This is a genomic window from Streptomyces sp. NPDC050264, from assembly GCF_040655895.1.
Taxonomy (GTDB): domain Bacteria; phylum Actinomycetota; class Actinomycetes; order Streptomycetales; family Streptomycetaceae; genus Streptomyces.
Genome location: NZ_JBFAKV010000001.1, coordinates 154,486 through 168,681, shown reverse-complemented (window position 1 = coordinate 168,681; position 14,196 = coordinate 154,486). Strand labels below are relative to the sequence as shown.

At 72.7% G+C, this 14,196-nt stretch carries 13 protein-coding genes, 1 other RNA gene and 1 pseudogene; 7 read left to right on the top strand and 8 right to left on the bottom strand.

Annotation, left to right across the window (positions count from 1 at the left end):
- Positions 1–42: 42 nt before the first annotated feature.
- From AB0J02_RS00795 to AB0J02_RS00785, 3 genes and pseudogenes are all read left to right on the top strand, one after another.
- Positions 43–912, top strand: a complete 870-nt coding sequence (locus tag AB0J02_RS00795; protein WP_363191347.1) for a Nif3-like dinuclear metal center hexameric protein — start codon at positions 43–45, stop codon at positions 910–912.
- On the top strand, positions 909–1,652 hold the full coding sequence (locus AB0J02_RS00790; RefSeq protein ID WP_363191740.1) for a C4-type zinc ribbon domain-containing protein: 744 nt from the start codon (positions 909–911) through the stop codon (positions 1,650–1,652). Before AB0J02_RS00795 ends, AB0J02_RS00790 begins: the two co-directional genes overlap by 4 nt.
- A gap of 31 nt (positions 1,653–1,683) precedes the next feature.
- Positions 1,684–2,325 (top strand): annotated as a pseudogene (locus AB0J02_RS00785) (histidine phosphatase family protein); the annotation flags it as partial.
- A 3-nt stretch (positions 2,326–2,328) separates the two neighbouring features.
- Here AB0J02_RS00785 and eda read toward each other — a convergent pair.
- Positions 2,329–2,961 (bottom strand): bifunctional 4-hydroxy-2-oxoglutarate aldolase/2-dehydro-3-deoxy-phosphogluconate aldolase, encoded by a 633-nt coding sequence (gene eda / locus AB0J02_RS00780; protein ID WP_363191346.1) that lies wholly within the window; start codon positions 2,959–2,961, stop codon positions 2,329–2,331.
- Positions 2,962–3,035: 74 nt separating this feature from the next.
- Positions 3,036–3,818, bottom strand: coding sequence for a peroxide stress protein YaaA (gene yaaA, locus AB0J02_RS00775; RefSeq protein WP_363191345.1), 783 nt, complete (start codon positions 3,816–3,818; stop codon positions 3,036–3,038).
- Between the two features lie 116 nt (positions 3,819–3,934).
- Between yaaA and AB0J02_RS00770 the strand changes: the two genes are divergently transcribed.
- Positions 3,935–5,380, top strand: a complete 1,446-nt coding sequence (locus tag AB0J02_RS00770; protein ID WP_363191344.1) for an RNB domain-containing ribonuclease — start codon at positions 3,935–3,937, stop codon at positions 5,378–5,380.
- Here the strand turns inward: AB0J02_RS00770 and AB0J02_RS00765 are convergent.
- Entirely contained in the window at positions 5,331–6,140 is an 810-nt protein-coding gene (locus AB0J02_RS00765; RefSeq protein WP_363191343.1) for a hypothetical protein, read from the bottom strand. The genes AB0J02_RS00770 and AB0J02_RS00765 overlap by 50 nt on opposite strands.
- The gene (locus AB0J02_RS00760; RefSeq protein WP_363191342.1) at positions 6,137–6,898 is read right to left on the bottom strand and encodes a MerR family transcriptional regulator; all 762 of its coding nucleotides are present in this window, start codon (positions 6,896–6,898) and stop codon (positions 6,137–6,139) included. The genes AB0J02_RS00765 and AB0J02_RS00760 overlap by 4 nt, the downstream gene beginning before the upstream one ends.
- Positions 6,899–7,004: 106 nt before the next feature.
- Between AB0J02_RS00760 and rnpB the strand changes: the two genes are divergently transcribed.
- Positions 7,005–7,404, top strand: an RNA gene (gene rnpB, locus AB0J02_RS00755) — RNase P RNA component class A.
- Between the two features lie 237 nt (positions 7,405–7,641).
- Here rnpB and AB0J02_RS00750 read toward each other — a convergent pair.
- The 4 genes from AB0J02_RS00750 to AB0J02_RS00735 form a co-directional block, all read right to left on the bottom strand.
- On the bottom strand, positions 7,642–7,950 hold the full coding sequence (locus tag AB0J02_RS00750; protein ID WP_363191341.1) for a Txe/YoeB family addiction module toxin: 309 nt from the start codon (positions 7,948–7,950) through the stop codon (positions 7,642–7,644).
- A gap of 135 nt (positions 7,951–8,085) precedes the next feature.
- Positions 8,086–8,919, bottom strand: a complete 834-nt coding sequence (locus AB0J02_RS00745; protein WP_363191340.1) for a heme ABC transporter ATP-binding protein — start codon at positions 8,917–8,919, stop codon at positions 8,086–8,088.
- Positions 8,916–10,001 (bottom strand): iron ABC transporter permease, encoded by a 1,086-nt coding sequence (locus AB0J02_RS00740; RefSeq protein ID WP_363191339.1) that lies wholly within the window; start codon positions 9,999–10,001, stop codon positions 8,916–8,918. The genes AB0J02_RS00745 and AB0J02_RS00740 overlap by 4 nt, the downstream gene beginning before the upstream one ends.
- A 1-nt stretch (position 10,002) precedes the next feature.
- Positions 10,003–11,043, bottom strand: coding sequence for an ABC transporter substrate-binding protein (locus AB0J02_RS00735; RefSeq protein WP_363191338.1), 1,041 nt, complete (start codon positions 11,041–11,043; stop codon positions 10,003–10,005).
- Positions 11,044–11,153: 110 nt separating this feature from the next.
- On the opposite strand from AB0J02_RS00735, the gene AB0J02_RS00730 reads away from it, so the two are divergent.
- Positions 11,154–12,569, top strand: coding sequence for an HtaA domain-containing protein (locus AB0J02_RS00730; protein ID WP_363191337.1), 1,416 nt, complete (start codon positions 11,154–11,156; stop codon positions 12,567–12,569).
- 110 nt (positions 12,570–12,679) lie between these two features.
- Positions 12,680–14,188 carry an HtaA domain-containing protein gene (locus AB0J02_RS00725; protein ID WP_363191336.1) on the top strand — a complete coding sequence of 503 codons (1,509 nt, stop codon included), beginning with the start codon at positions 12,680–12,682 and terminating at the stop codon, positions 14,186–14,188.
- Positions 14,189–14,196: the final 8 nt, after the last annotated feature.

Sequence of the window (14,196 nt, the reverse complement as noted above, 5' to 3'; positions counted from 1 at the left end):
CGGGCTTGGGGAAGGGGTACGCAGCGCAGGTAACCTGTGTGCGTGCCCCGTCTGTCTGAAGTAACCGCCGCGCTCGACGCCCTCTGGCCCCCGGCCCTCGCCGAGGGATGGGACGCGGTCGGTACCGTCGCCGGCGACCCGGACGCCGAGGTCGGCCGGGTCCTGTTCGCGGTCGACCCCGTTCAGGAGATCGTCGACGAGGCCGTGAAGCTCGGCGCGGACCTCCTGGTCACGCACCACCCGCTCTATCTGCGCGGTACGACGACGGTCGCGGCCACCCACTTCAAGGGCCGGGCCGTGCACACCCTCATCAAGAACGACATCGCGCTGCACGTCGCGCACACGAACGCCGACAAGGCCGACCCCGGCGTCAGCGACGCCCTCGCCGGCGCCCTGGACGTCCGGGTCGTCCGCCCCCTGGTCCCGGACCCCACCGATCCGTCCGGCCGCCGCGGCCTCGGCCGCGTCTGCGAACTGGACCACCCCCTCACCCTGAGCGAGCTCGCGGCCCGCGCCGCCGAGCGGCTCCCCGCCACCGCGCAGGGCATCCGCGTCGCGGGCGACCCGGACCGGGCGATCCGTACGCTCGCGGTCTCCGGCGGCAGCGGCGACAGCCTCTTCGACGACGTGCGCGCCGCGGGCGTCGACGCCTTCCTCACCGCGGACCTGCGGCACCATCCGGCGAGCGAGGCCCGCGAGATGTCGTCCGCACAGCCTCTCGCGTTGCTCGACGCCGCGCACTGGGCCACCGAGTGGCCCTGGTGCGAGCTGGCCGCCGCCCAGCTCGACGAGATCTCCGACCGCGAGGGATGGGGCCTGCGCGTCCACGTCTCGCGCACGGTCACCGACCCCTGGACCGCCCACGCGGCGTCCCACCACGAACCCCTCTCTACTTTTGGAGCCCCCAACTGAACGCCGCGCCCGCCGACCAGATCCGCCTTCTCGACGTCCAGGATCTGGATGTACGCCTCCAGCAGCTCCGGCACAAGAAGAAGTCGCTGCCCGAGCACGCCGAGATCGAGTCGCTCAACAAGGACCTCGCGCAACTGCGTGACCTGCACGTCGCCTCGACGACGGAGGAGAGCGACTGCGCCCGCGAGCAGACCAAGGCCGAGCAGGACGTCGACCAGGTCCGCAAGCGCGCCACCCGCGACCAGCAGCGCCTGGACTCCGGCGCGGTCACGTCCCCGAAGGACCTGGAGAACCTGCAGCGGGAGATCGCCTCGCTGGCCAAGCGCCAGGGTGACCTGGAGGACGTCGTCCTGGAGGTCATGGAGCGTCGCGAGGCGGCGCAGGAGCGCGTCGGCGAGCTCTCCGAGCGGCTCGCCTCCGTCCAGGCCAAGGCCGACGACGCGACGGCCCGGCGTGACGCGGCGGCCGCCCAGCTGGACACCGAGGCGGCGACGGTGACGAAGGAGCGCGAGGTCGTCGCGGGCTCCATCCCCGCCGACCTGCTGAAGCTCTACGACAAGCTCCGCGAGAAGGAGGGCGGCGTCGGTGCGGCCAAGCTGTTCCAGCGCCGCTGCGAGGGCTGCCGCCTGGAGCTCAACATCACGGAGCTGAACGACGTCCGCGCCGCCGCCCCCGACACGGTGGTCCGCTGCGAGAACTGCCACCGCATCCTGGTCCGCACCTCGGAGTCGGGTCTCTGAGCGGCAACGGATGAGCGGCAAGGAAGCACCGGCCGCGGAGCCCGACCTGGGCCCCCCGGCCACCTTCGTCCTGCTCCGCCACGGCGAAACCGCCCTCACCCCCGAGAAGCGGTTCTCCGGAAGCGGAGGCAGCGACCCGCGGCTGTCCGCGACGGGCCGCCGCCAGGCGGACGACGTGGCGGCCGCCCTCGCGGCGCGCGGCACGGTCGAGGCGATCGTCTCCTCGCCCCTGAAGCGCTGCCGGGAGACCGCCGAGGCCGTCGCCGACCGGCTCGGCCTCGCCGTCACGGTCGACGACGGCCTGCGCGAGACCGACTTCGGGGCCTGGGAAGGGCTCACGTTCAAGGAGGTCCGGGAGCGTTTCCCGGACGACATGAACACCTGGCTCGCCTCGCCCGAGGCCGCTCCCAGCGGCGGGGGCGAGAGTTTCGCGGCGGTCGCGGAGCGCGTCGCCGCGGCCCGCGACCGGCTGACCGCCGCCCACCGGGGCCGCACCGTCCTCCTGGTCAGCCACGTCACGCCCGTCAAGACGCTCGTCCGGCTCGCGCTGGGCGCCCCGTCCGAGGCCCTGTTCCGCATGGAGCTGTCGGCGGCGTCCCTGACGACGATCGCGTACTACGCCGACGGCAACGCCAGCGTGCGCTGCCTCAACGAGACCGCGCACCTGCGCTAGCGGCTAGCGGCGCAGTGCCGCGGCCTCGCGGGCCAGGGTCTCCACGCGCGCCCAGTCCTTCGCCGCGACGGCGTCGCCCGGAAGCATCCAACTGCCGCCCACGCAGCCGACGTTCTTCAGCGCCAGGTAGGCGGGGGCGTTCGCGGGCGAGACCCCGCCGGTCGGGCAGAAGCGGGCCTGCGGCAGCGGTCCCGCGAGGGACTTGAGGTAGGCCGTGCCGCCGGCGGCCTCCGCGGGGAAGAACTTCATCTCGCTCACCCCGCGCTCCAGCAACGCCACGACCTCGGACGTCGTGGAGACGCCCGGCAGGAAGGGCACCCCGGACCCCTTCATCGCGTCGAGCAGCGTGTCCGTCCAGCCGGGGCTGACCAGGAACCGCGCCCCCGCGGCCACCGAGTCGGCGACGTTCGCGGGGGATATCACGGTGCCCGCGCCGACGACCGCGTCCGGCACCTCGGCCGCGATCGCCCGGATCGCGTCGAGGGCCACGGGCGTGCGCAGGGTCACCTCGATCGCGGGCAGCCCGCCCGCGACCAGCGCCCGCGCGAGCGGCACCGCGTCGGCGACGTCCTCCACGACGACGACGGGAACGACGGGGGCGAGATCGAGCACGGAGGAGGTCTCAGAGGAGGTCATGGGCACATCCTGCCCCGCGGCGCGCAGCATGCGCAAAGCCCGTTGCGCATGCTGCAACAGATGCCTGTCGTTGGTCAGTGAACCTCGTCCACCAGGACGTCCAGGCTCCACGCCTGCCCGCCCTTGGAGGGCTCCTCGACCTCCACCGCGTACTTGAGGTCCCGCAGCGCGTCGACCAGCTCCGCCGGGCAGCCGGGCGCGGCCTTCGAGGTCAGCAGCGAGCGCACGATGCGGCCCTTGGTCGCCTTGTTGAAATGGCTGACGACCTTACGGGTCGGCGCGTGCAGCACCCGCACCGTCGCCGTCCGCCCCGCGACCTCGCCCTTCGGCTTCCACGCCGTCGCGTACGCCGCCGAACGCAGGTCCAGCACCAGACCGTCCCCGGCCGCCTCCGGCAGCACCTCGGCCATCGGCGCCCGCCAGTACGCGCCGAGCGCCCCGAGCCCCGGCAGCTTCACGCCCATCGAGCAGCGGTAGGACGGAATCCGGTCGCTCACCCGCACCGCGCCCCACAGCCCGGAGAAGACCAGCAGCGCCCGCGCCGCCCGCTTCTTCGCCGCCGCGTCCAGCGAGGCCAGATCCAGGGCGTCGTAGAGAACGCCCGTGTAGATCTCACCGGCCGGACGCGCGCCCGCCGTGCGCAGCTCCGTGTTCTTGGCGACCTCGCCGCGCAGCCCCTCGCTCAGCCCGAGCACCCCGCGCGCCTTCTCCTCATCGGCGGCGCACAGTTCGACCAACTCGTCCAGGACCGCGGCCCGCGCCCCGGCCAGCCCCGGCAACGAGAGCGACTCGGGCTTCAACGGGGCACCTCGCCCGGAGGCGGCCTTCCCCTCGGACGGTGGCAGCAAGACGAGCACGTGCTTCTCCTTCTGGTCCTTCTGGGCGGCGGGAGGGTGCGGCCCCGCGCCAGGGTAGTCGGCGGCGGGACCAGCGCCGCCGTGCCACCTCGCCCGGTCCGCCCTACGCTCGGTGCATGCCCCGCCGCCACCTCCGTGTGACCGGCGCAGCGCAGGCGCCGCTCGGTGCCGTGCTGCGCGACCTGCGTACGACACTGGACGTGCCCGAGGAGTTCCCCGCCGAGGTGCTGGCCGAGGCGGAGCGGGTCGCGGCGGCGCCGCCCCGGCTGCCGGAGCGCGACGAGACGGCGATCCCGTTCTTCACCGTCGACCCGCCCACGTCCACCGACCTCGACCAGGCCATGCACCTGTCCCGGCGCCCCGGCGGCGGCTACCGCGTGCGGTACGCGATCGCCGACGTCGCCGCGTTCGTCACGCCCGGCGGCCCGCTCGACGCGGAGGCCCACCGCCGCGTCACCACCCTCTACTTCCCGGACGAGAAGGTCCCGCTGCACCCGACCGTGCTCAGCGAGGGCGCGGCGAGCCTGCTGCCCGGCCAGACCTGCCCGGCCGTCCTGTGGACGATCGACCTGGACGCGGACGGGCGCGCGGAGAGCACCGAGGTCGTACGCGCCCTCGTGCGCAGCCGCTCCAAACTCGACTACGCGGGTGTGCAGCAGGCCATCGACGACAAAAGCGCGGAGGAGACGGTCGCGCTGCTGGCGGACATCGGACGGCTGCGCGAACAGCTGGAGGCCGAGCGCGGCGGCATCTCCCTCGACGTCCCCGAGCAGGAGATCGTCGCCACCGACAGCGTCTACGAACTCGCGTACCGCGCCCCGCTGCCCGCCGACTCCTGGAACGCGCAGATCTCGCTCCTCGCCGGCATGGCCGCCGCCGGACTGATGCTCGCCTCCGGCACCGGCATCCTGCGCACCCTGCCCCTCGCCCCCGACGGCGCGGTCGGCCGGCTGCGCCGCACCGCGAAGGCGCTGCGCATCGACTGGCCGCACCACGTCCCCTACTCCGACCTGATCCGCTCCCTGGACCCACGCATCCCGCACCACGCGGCGTTCCTCCAGGAATGCACGACCCTGCTGCGCGGCGCCGGGTACACCGCGTTCACCGGCGGCGAGAAGCCGCCCCTCACCACGCACGCCGCCGTCGCCGCGCCCTACGCCCACTGCACCGCCCCGCTGCGCCGCCTCGTCGACCGGTACGCGTCCGAGCTGTGCCTGGCCGCGTGCGCCGGACAGGAGCCGCCGCAGTGGGTGGTCGAGGCGCTGGCCGCGCTCCCCAAGGAGATGGCGGACGGCACCCGTCGGGCCAACACCGTGGAGCGCGAGTGCGTGGACATCGTCGAGGCGGCGCTGCTGCAGCACCGGGTCGGCGAGCTGTTCGACGCCTACGTGGTGGACGTGAAGGAGAAGGAACAGGCCGTCGGCACCGTGCAGTTGCCCGAACCGGCCGTCGTCGCCCGCATCGAGGGCGGCACCGCCGCGCTGCCCCTGGGGGAGCGGCTGCGCGTACGCCTCACGCAAGCGGATCCAGGACAGGCGAAGGTCCAGTTCGCCCCTGCCTGAGCCGAACTTCCAGAGCCCGCGCCAACTGCTCGGGCTCCTCGGCGTGCAGCCGCACCAGATGTACGTCCTTGGGGCGCCCCAGGAACGTGAAGTGCCGTACCGGCGCGTTGAGTTCAAGAGTGACGCTGGTCTGTGCGGCGACGTCGAGATTCAGCTCGCCCTCGCTCGCGGTGTGCGTGAACCGGTTCTCCCTGCGCACCGTCGCGATCCGGTCCAGCGGTATCCACAGATCCACGTGGGCGCCCCGGCGCACCCGCAGCGCGTCGGCGGTGACGACGTGCGGCCGGGTCACGGACGCCGCGTGCAGCCCGAGCACCATCAGCACGGTGTAGACGTCGAGGACCAGCACGACGCGGTGCAGCGCCGGCCAGTCCCGCAGCAGCGCCCACATCCCGAAGGTCTCGACGACGCAGACGAACGCGAAGGCGTACATCATCGTGGCCTGACCGCGAGCGTACGAGAAGGAGTCGGCCCCGGCGGGAACACCGTGCCGCCGCCGCGCCACCCACAGCCCGAAGCTCCCGAACACCCGCAACTCGTGCGCGACGAGCCGCCGCGCGGTCGGCGGCAGGACGTCCGTGAGGGCGTCCCGTCCTCCGCGCCGGTACATCGCGACGAGCAGTGCGGCCTCGACGGCGACCACGAGCAGCACCACGGCCTCGGCGAACCACGGCGGCCGGACCCCTGCCAACAGGCAGGCCGCCAGGCCGAGTTCGGCGGCCACGACCGCACAGGCCAGCGCCCGCGCCGGCCGCTTCACCGCGCACCGCCCTCGGCGACCATGCGCAGTGCGAGCCTGAGAGCTTCGGCCTGCGCGGGGGAGAAGTCGGCGAGGAGCGCGTCGAGGAAGCCGCGCTGCTCCGGCGCCCCGGCGGTGGGCAGGTCCGGCGGCAGGCAGGCGACCAGTGCCCGCGCCGCCTCGGCCACCCGCGGGTCGTCCGGCGCGGCGTCGGCCAGGGCGTCGAGCCGCGCGTACACCTCGCGGGCCGCGTCCAGCGCGCCCGGCTCCGTGAGGGTGGGCAGCAGCGCCGCCATCAGCTGCCCGCGGAACTCGGGCGGCGCGGTCGTGTCGATCAGGGTGAGCATCTCGCGGTCCTTCGCGGCCATCGGCGACTCGGCGTCCAGATCACCCAACTCGGCCAGGAACGAACTGAGTTCGGGAGAGACGGGGCCGTTCGCGGGCAGCCGCCCCCGCTCGGCCTCCGCCAGCAGTTCCCGGAGCCTGGCCCGCCGGTCGTGGATCGCGGCCTCCTGCCGCGCCAGGTCGGCGTCCAGCTCGGCAAGCACCTCGACGAGTTCCCGCCCGGCGTCGTCGGCCAGCACGTCCCGCACCTCGACGAGCCCGACACCCAGCTCGGTCAGCCGCCGGATCCGGGCCAGCTCGACGGCGTGCCGCAGCCCGTACTCGCGGTACCCGTTGCCCAGCCGTTCGGGCTCCGGGAGCAGTCCGAGGTGGTGGTAGTGCCTGATGGCGCGCGTGGTGACGCCGACCATCCCGGCCAGCTCTCCGATCCTCATGACCTCAGTAGAAACGTTGACGCTACGGAAGGGTCAAGGCGGCGCTCCACGGTCCACGGCGGAGAGGGAGCGGGCCGGGGCCGGGTATCATGGTCGGCACGGCAGACGAGCCGGGCGGACGGCCGCGTGGGGTTCTTCGGAACCTCCCGAGGAACGTCCGGGCTCCACAGGGCAAGGTGGTGGCTAACGGCCACCCGGGGTGACCCGCGGGACAGTGCCACAGAAAACAGACCGCCCGGTGCTTCGGCGCCGGGTAAGGGTGAAACGGTGGTGTAAGAGACCACCAGCGCCTGAGGTGACTCAGGCGGCTCGGTAAACCCCACCTGGAGCAAGGTCAAGAGGAGCCACCTAGGTGGCTCTGCGCGGACGTTCGAGGGCTGCCCGCCCGAGTCCGCGGGTAGACCGCACGAGGCCGGCGGCAACGCCGGTCCTAGATGGATGGCCGTCTCCCCGGCCACCGCGAGGTGACCGGGCGACAGAACCCGGCGTACAGCCCGACTCGTCTGCCGCCATCCGCGGCGTGCCCTGAAAAGGGTTTCGCGTCGTGGAAAAAGTCGCAGGCCAAGGCCGGCAGCGAGATCCGGCTGGTCGCCGAAGCCCATGTGCGGCGCTTCGGACCGGAGTATCCGATGGTGCTCGCGGCCCGGTAACTGTTCTCTCGGGTCCCGGCCGCGCTCGGCCAGGTGGACGAGGCGATCGAGCCGATGACGTGACGGCGGGTGCCGGAACGGGGAGCGGTGGCCTCAGCAGTGGTAGCGGGCCTTGAGGATCTTGACCTCCTTCTCGTCCACCCGGTGGACGAGCCGGTGCTCGTCGCTGATCAGGCGTGACCAGTAGCCGGGCAGGTCACCCTTCAGGGACTCCGGCTTGCCGATGTTGGTGAAGGGGGTGCGCTGGATCTCCGCGATCAGCCGTGCGATCCGGCGGGCCACCTCGGCGGACATCACGACCGCGTCGCCGTTCGTGGAGCTGATGCGCACCGGGGTGTGGTCGTTGACGCGCTTGACCAGCGGGAAGAAGTCCTTGCGGGCCTCGCTGGCGCTTATCGCCATCTGCTGCACCTCTTTCCTAGTGGTACGGAAGAACGGTTCCACACTGGTACTTGATTCTGGTACGAGAATGGACAGGGCCGTCTCCGGTGCGGGCCGAGCCCTCTGGGACCCGAGGCCCGGGGCGGTCCTCGGTCGTCAGCGGATCGGGATCACCAGCGGCGCCCCCGAACCCGGATGCGGCAGCACCTCGACCGGGTGCTGGTAGACCTCGCTGAGCAGCGCGGCCTCGAAGACCTCGGACGGGGGGCCGTCCGCTGTGACGCGGCCGTCGTGGAGGATCGCCGTGCGGTCCGCGTGGGCCGCGGCCAGGCCCAGGTCGTGCAGGACGACGACGACCGCGTCGCCGGCCGCGGCCCGTTCCCGGCAGACGCGCAGGACCAGTTCCTGGTGGCGCAGGTCCAGGGCCGCCGTCGGTTCGTCGAGCAGCAGGAGCTGGGTCGTCTGGGCCAGGACGCGGGCCAGCGCGACCCGGGCACGTTCGCCGCCGGAGAGTGCCGAGAAGGGGCGGCCCGCGAAGCGTTCCGTCTCCGTCGCGCGGAGTGCCGCCGTGATCGCCGCGTCGTCCTGCTCCTCGTACGGTGTGCCCGTCCAGGGGGCCCGGCCCATGCGGACCACGTCTTCCACCGTGAAGGGGAAGGACAGCGCCGCCGACTGGGGCAACAGGGCTCGGCGCAGGGCGAGTTCGGGTGCCTTCCAGGATGTGGTCGGGCGGCCGTCGATGCGCACTTCACCCGCTGCCGGTGGCATGTCCGCCGCGAGCGCCGCCAACAGGGTGGATTTTCCAGCGCCGTTGGGGCCGACCAGCGCCAGGACCTCGCCCGCGCGGACCGTCAGGTCGACGCCGGACAGGACCTCGCGGGAGCCCAGGGACAGGTGCAGGGCGCGGGCTTCGGCGACCGTTTCGGCGGGGGTGTGACGTGCGGGCAGGGTCCGGGGCCGTCGTAGCCGTGTCGTCCAGGTCGTCGTCATGCCCAGCCTCCTTGCTTGCGGCGGGTGCGGCGCAGCAGCCAGAAGAAGAACGGGCTGCCGGTCAGGGCGGTCAGGACGCCGATGGGGAGTTCGGCGGGGGCGGCCACCGTGCGGGCCGCGAGGTCCGCCGCGACCAGGACGACCGCGCCGCCGAGCGCGCTGCCGGGGACGAGGAAGCGGTGGCCGGGGCCCGCGAGCATCCGCAGCAGGTGCGGGATCACCAGGCCGACGAAGCCGATCACTCCGGAGACCGCGACCGCCGCCGCCGTGAGGAGGGCGATGACGAGGATGAGGGTGACGCGGAGCCGCTCGACGTCCACCCCGAGGTGCCGGGCCGGGCGTTCGCCCAGGGAGAGGAGGTCCAGCTTGCGGGAGTGGAAGGGGGCGGCCAGGAGGCCGATCGCCGCGCAGGGCAGGACCGCCAGCACCTTCGGCCAGGTCGCCTGCGCCAGCGAGCCGAGCTGCCAGAACGTGATCTGGTTGACCGCGGCCGTGTCGGCGTAGGAGAGGAACAGGCCGATCAGGGCGCCCGCGAAGGCGTTCACGGCGATGCCCGTGAGGATCAGGGTGACGACCTCCGTACGGCCGCCCGAGCGGGACATGGCGTACACGATCAGCACCGTGGCGAGGCCGGAGACGAACGCGCAGACCGTGATCGTCCACGTACCGAAGAAGTTGAGGCCGAGCGCGATGCAGGCCACCGCGCCGACCGCGGCGCCCGACGAGATGCCGATGACGCCCGGCTCGGCGAGGGGGTTGCCGAAGACGCCCTGCATCAGCGCGCCCGCGCAGCCCAGTGAGGCGCCGACGAGGAGGGCGAGGACGATGCGGGGCAGGCGCACGTTCCACAGGACCGATTCGCCGACCCGGTCGAGTGCCGAGCCGCCGAGGCCGATGCGGTGCTGGACCGAGGAGAGTACGTCGCCCGGCGGGATGTCGTACGCGCCGATGCCTGCCGAGAGCAGGGCGAGCAGGACGAGTGCGGCGGCGAGCAGCACCGTCAACAGCCAGGCCCTGCCCCGGGGTTGACGTGCCGGGGTCTGGTGCGGAGAGGTCGTGGGCGGGGTCGCGGTCGCTGTCATGTCACGCACTGCCCTTGCCGTAGAGCTGGTCCACGATCGACCGCAGCACCTGGTCGGTGCGCGGCCCGTAGTTGAGCAGGACGCCGTCCTCGACGGAGACGACCCGGCGGTCGACGCCCGCCGGTGTCTCGGCGACGCCCGGGATCTTCACCAGGCCGTCGATGCCGCCGACGGAGTCGAGGCCCTTGGTCATGACGAGGATCGCGTCGGGCGCGGCCTTGGCGAGGGCCTCGCTGGTGATGGCCCGGAAGTCGGTCTTCAGGCCGGACGCGGCGCCCGCGTCGACCGCCCCCGCGGCTTCGAGCAGCGAGGTGGCGCCGGACTTCGCGCCGCCGATGAGATAGACGGAGGCCGAGCCGCGCACGTAGAGGAAGGCGACGCGCGGCTTCTCCTTCTTCGCCGCGTCGGGGATCTTCTTCTGTACGGCGGTGATCCGCTGCTCGCTGCGCTTCGTCAACTCCCGCCCCGCGGACGGGACTCCGAGCGTGTCCGCGACCGCCTGGATGCGGGTGCCGACGTCGTCGAGGCCCTGGGCCGGGTCCATGACGACGACGGGGATGCCCGCGTCGCGTATCTGCTGCATCGCCTCGTCGGGGCCGGTCGTCTTCTCGGCGAGCACCAGGTCCGGCTTGAGCGAGAGCACGCTCTCCGCGGACACGTCGTGGTTGCGGGTGACGACCGGCAGCTTCTTCGCCTGGTCGAACGTGGCCGTGATGTCGCGGGCGACCACCTGCTCGCCGAGCCCGAGCGTGAACACGATCTCGCTGAGGCTCCCGGAGAGCGGCACGATCCGGTCGGCCTTCTTCACCGTCACCTTGTGGCCGTCCGCCGAGGTGACCGTGGCGGGCAGCTTCGGGTGGGGAGCAGCGGTGAGCGGTTCGAGGCGGTTCGCCGTCGTGGCCGCCTTCGCCCCGGCCTTCGTGGTGGCCGTGGTGCCGCCGCCTCCGCAGGCGGTGGCGACCAGCGCGAGGGCCAGTGCGAGTACGGAGATCAGCGCGCCCGTCCGTCGGGGGGTGCGTGAGGGGGCGGCTGGCGTCGGCACGCGGACACCGTCCTGTCGTGGTGGGAGGGCTGTTGACAAAGGCGATCATAGTTTAGGTTAGCCTTACCTAAGTCGCCAGGGTCTGGTGACGCACACCCGGAGGAACCGCCATGCCCCGACGCGCCCGGATACGTGTCCTCGCCGTCGCCCTGTTCACCGCGCTGCTCGGAGCGCTGCTCCCGGTCACCGGCGCGCACGCCGCGGCCCGCACCGTGCAGGGCGGCCGACTGGACTGGGGCGTGAAATCGTCGTTCCAGAGCTACATCACCGGGCCCATCGCCAAGGGGAGTTACTCCCTGACGGGTGGCGCGGCGACGGTGGGCGCGAGCCAGTTCCGCTTCCACTCGGCGACCGGCACGTACGACGGCTCGACCGGGGCCTTCACCTCCTCGTTCTCCGGCGGTGTGCACTTCGTCGGGCACAAGAAGAGCGACGGCACGAACGAACTCGACATGACCCTCAGCCGCCCGACCGTCCGCATCGCGGGCGGGAGCGGGACGTTGTACGTCGATGTCGTGAGCAAGGCGAAGGGCACCGGGGCGGTCACGTCGTCCCGCCAGGTGCCCTTCGCCACGCTCTCCCTCGGCGGGATCGACATGAAGGGCGACGGGAACGCCGTGACCCTCAACAACCTTCCCGCCACGCTCACTTCGCAGGGCGCCACCTCCTTCGCCGGGTACTACACGGCCGGGACCGCGCTCGACCCGGTGAGCCTGTCCGCGGACGTCGCGCCGAAGCAGCCGAAGGAGTCGAAGGAGTCGAAGGAGGCCGCCGCGAAGCCCTCGGCCTCCGCTTCGGAAAAGGCCCCGGAGAAGGAGTCCGGGAAGCTTCAGGACGGCGCCGTCGACTGGGGCGTGCGCCGCACCTTCCGCGAGTACGTCACCGGGGACATCGCCCAGGGCGAGTGGAAACTCGGCGACGGGGCGCAGGACGGCGGCGCGCTGTTCCGCTTCCCGAAGGGCGAAGGCTCGTACGACAAGAAGAAGCAGACCCTGGACGGTGCGTTCACCGGGTCCGTGCGGTTCACCGGCGAGCACGGGCTCGACCTGACGCTCGCGCGTCCGACCGTCACCGTCGCCGAGGGCAAGGGCACGCTGCGCGCCGACGTGACCAGCGGCAAGAAGACCACCAAGGACACGGCGCTCGTCACCTTCACCGTGAAATCCCTCGCCGCGAAGGACGGACTCGTGCGGGTCGAGGAGGCCCCGGCCGTGCTGACCGCCGCCGGGGCCGCCGCGTTCGGCGGCATGTACCAGAAGGGGGCCGCGATGGATCCGGTCTCCCTGGCGGTCGCGCTCGACGCGGATGTGGCGCTGCCCGCTCTGCCCGATCTCGGCAGCTCGGGGTCCGATCAGTCGGCCGGCCCGAGCCCCAGTGCTGTCGCCGGCAAGTCCGTTGCTCAGAGCGGTGGTTCGGGGCCGGGCGGAGGTGCGGTCGCCGGGATCGCCGGTGCGGCATCGCTGCTGGTCGCCGGTGCGGTGGTTGTCGTTGTTCGGATGCGTAAGCGGGGCCCGGCGGGCGGCTAGGCCTCTGCCATCGCAGCTTCGCTGCCGACCGGCCGTTTCGTCGTGGCTGGTCGCGCAGTTCCCCGCGCCCCTGTCGGGGCGCCCTCCCCAATTCATCAGTAGGAGAAGCCATGTCCCTCGTCAGACACCCCATAGCACTCGCCGCCGCCACCGCCGTCGCGCTCGGCGCGGGAGCCCTCGCGCTGCCCGCGGTCGCCGCCGAGAAGGCTCCCGCCATCGCGCTGAAGGACGGCACGCTCGACTGGGGCGTGAAGGAGTCGTTCCGCAAGTACGTCACCGGCGCGGCCGCCGGGAAGATCGAGGCGGCCGACGGGGCGACGCAGGCCGCCGACAACGGCGTGTTCACCTTCTCCGACGGCACGGGCACGTACGACACCACGACCCACGGCACCGACACCGCCTTCAAGGGTGCCGTCCAATTCACCTCCACGGCCCACCGGTTCGACATCGAGATCAGCGATGTCAAGGTCGTCACCTCGGGCACGACCGGGCACATCGACGCGGACGTCTCCCTCAACGGCACCGCGCAGAACGACATCGAGTTCGCCACGCTCGACCTGTCCGCCGTGAAGCCGGGCCAGGGCGCGGGCGGCGCGATGACCTTCAAGGACATCCCGGCGACGCTCACCGCCGACGGCGCCAAGGCGTTCAACGGCATGTACGAGGCGGGCACCGCCCTCGACCCGGCGACGCTGACGGTGACCGCCGCCGCCTCGTCGCCCGACCCGGACCCGTCCACCACCCCGCCCACCACCCCGCCCGCCACGCCGAAGCCGACCGCGACCCCCACCGCCAAGCCGACCGCCACCGCGACGACGACGCCGAAGCCCGCAGCCTCCGCGTCCGAGGACGCCGCCTCCGGCGAGGTCGCCGACGGCAACCTGGACTGGGGCGTCAAGGAGTCCTTCCGTACGTACATCACGGGGCCCATCGCGAAGGGCAAGGTCGAGCTGACCGGCGGCGCCGCGAAGAACGGCTCCGTGTACCGCTTCGGCGACGCGAGCGGCAGCTACGACGCCGACGCCAAGTCCCTCGACGCGAAGTTCGCCGGCAAGGTCCGCTTCCTCGGCCACGAGGAGGGCGGGACGTACGCCCTCGACCTGCAGTTCAGCGATCTGCACGTGACGGCGAAGGGCGGCAGCGGCAAGCTCGTCGCCGACGTGTCCAGCAAGGACCAGGAGAGCGGCAAGGTCACGACGTACGCCGACCTGACCGTGGCCACCTTCAAGATCGGCTCCGGTGACCTGACCGCGAAGAACGACGTCGTCGGGCTCGACGGCGCCGCGGCCACCCTCACCGCCGACGGCGCCAAGGCCTTCGGCGGCTTCTACCAGGCCGGTGCCGCCCTCGACCCCCTCGACGTGGCCGTCTCCCTCGACGAGAGCGCCACGCTCCCCACGGGCAGCGGCTCCGACGGCGGTACGTCCGGCGGCACCGCGGGCGGCGCGGGCACCACGGGCTCCACCGGAACCGGATCGACCACCGGCGGCACCGCATCCCTCGCCTCGACCGGCGCCGACGTCCCGGCGGGCCCGCTCGCCGCGGCCGCCGCGCTGGTCGTCGTCGCGGGCGCGGGCACGGTGTTCGCCGCGCGCAAGCGGCGCTCGCAGGAGGGCTGAGCCCTGCG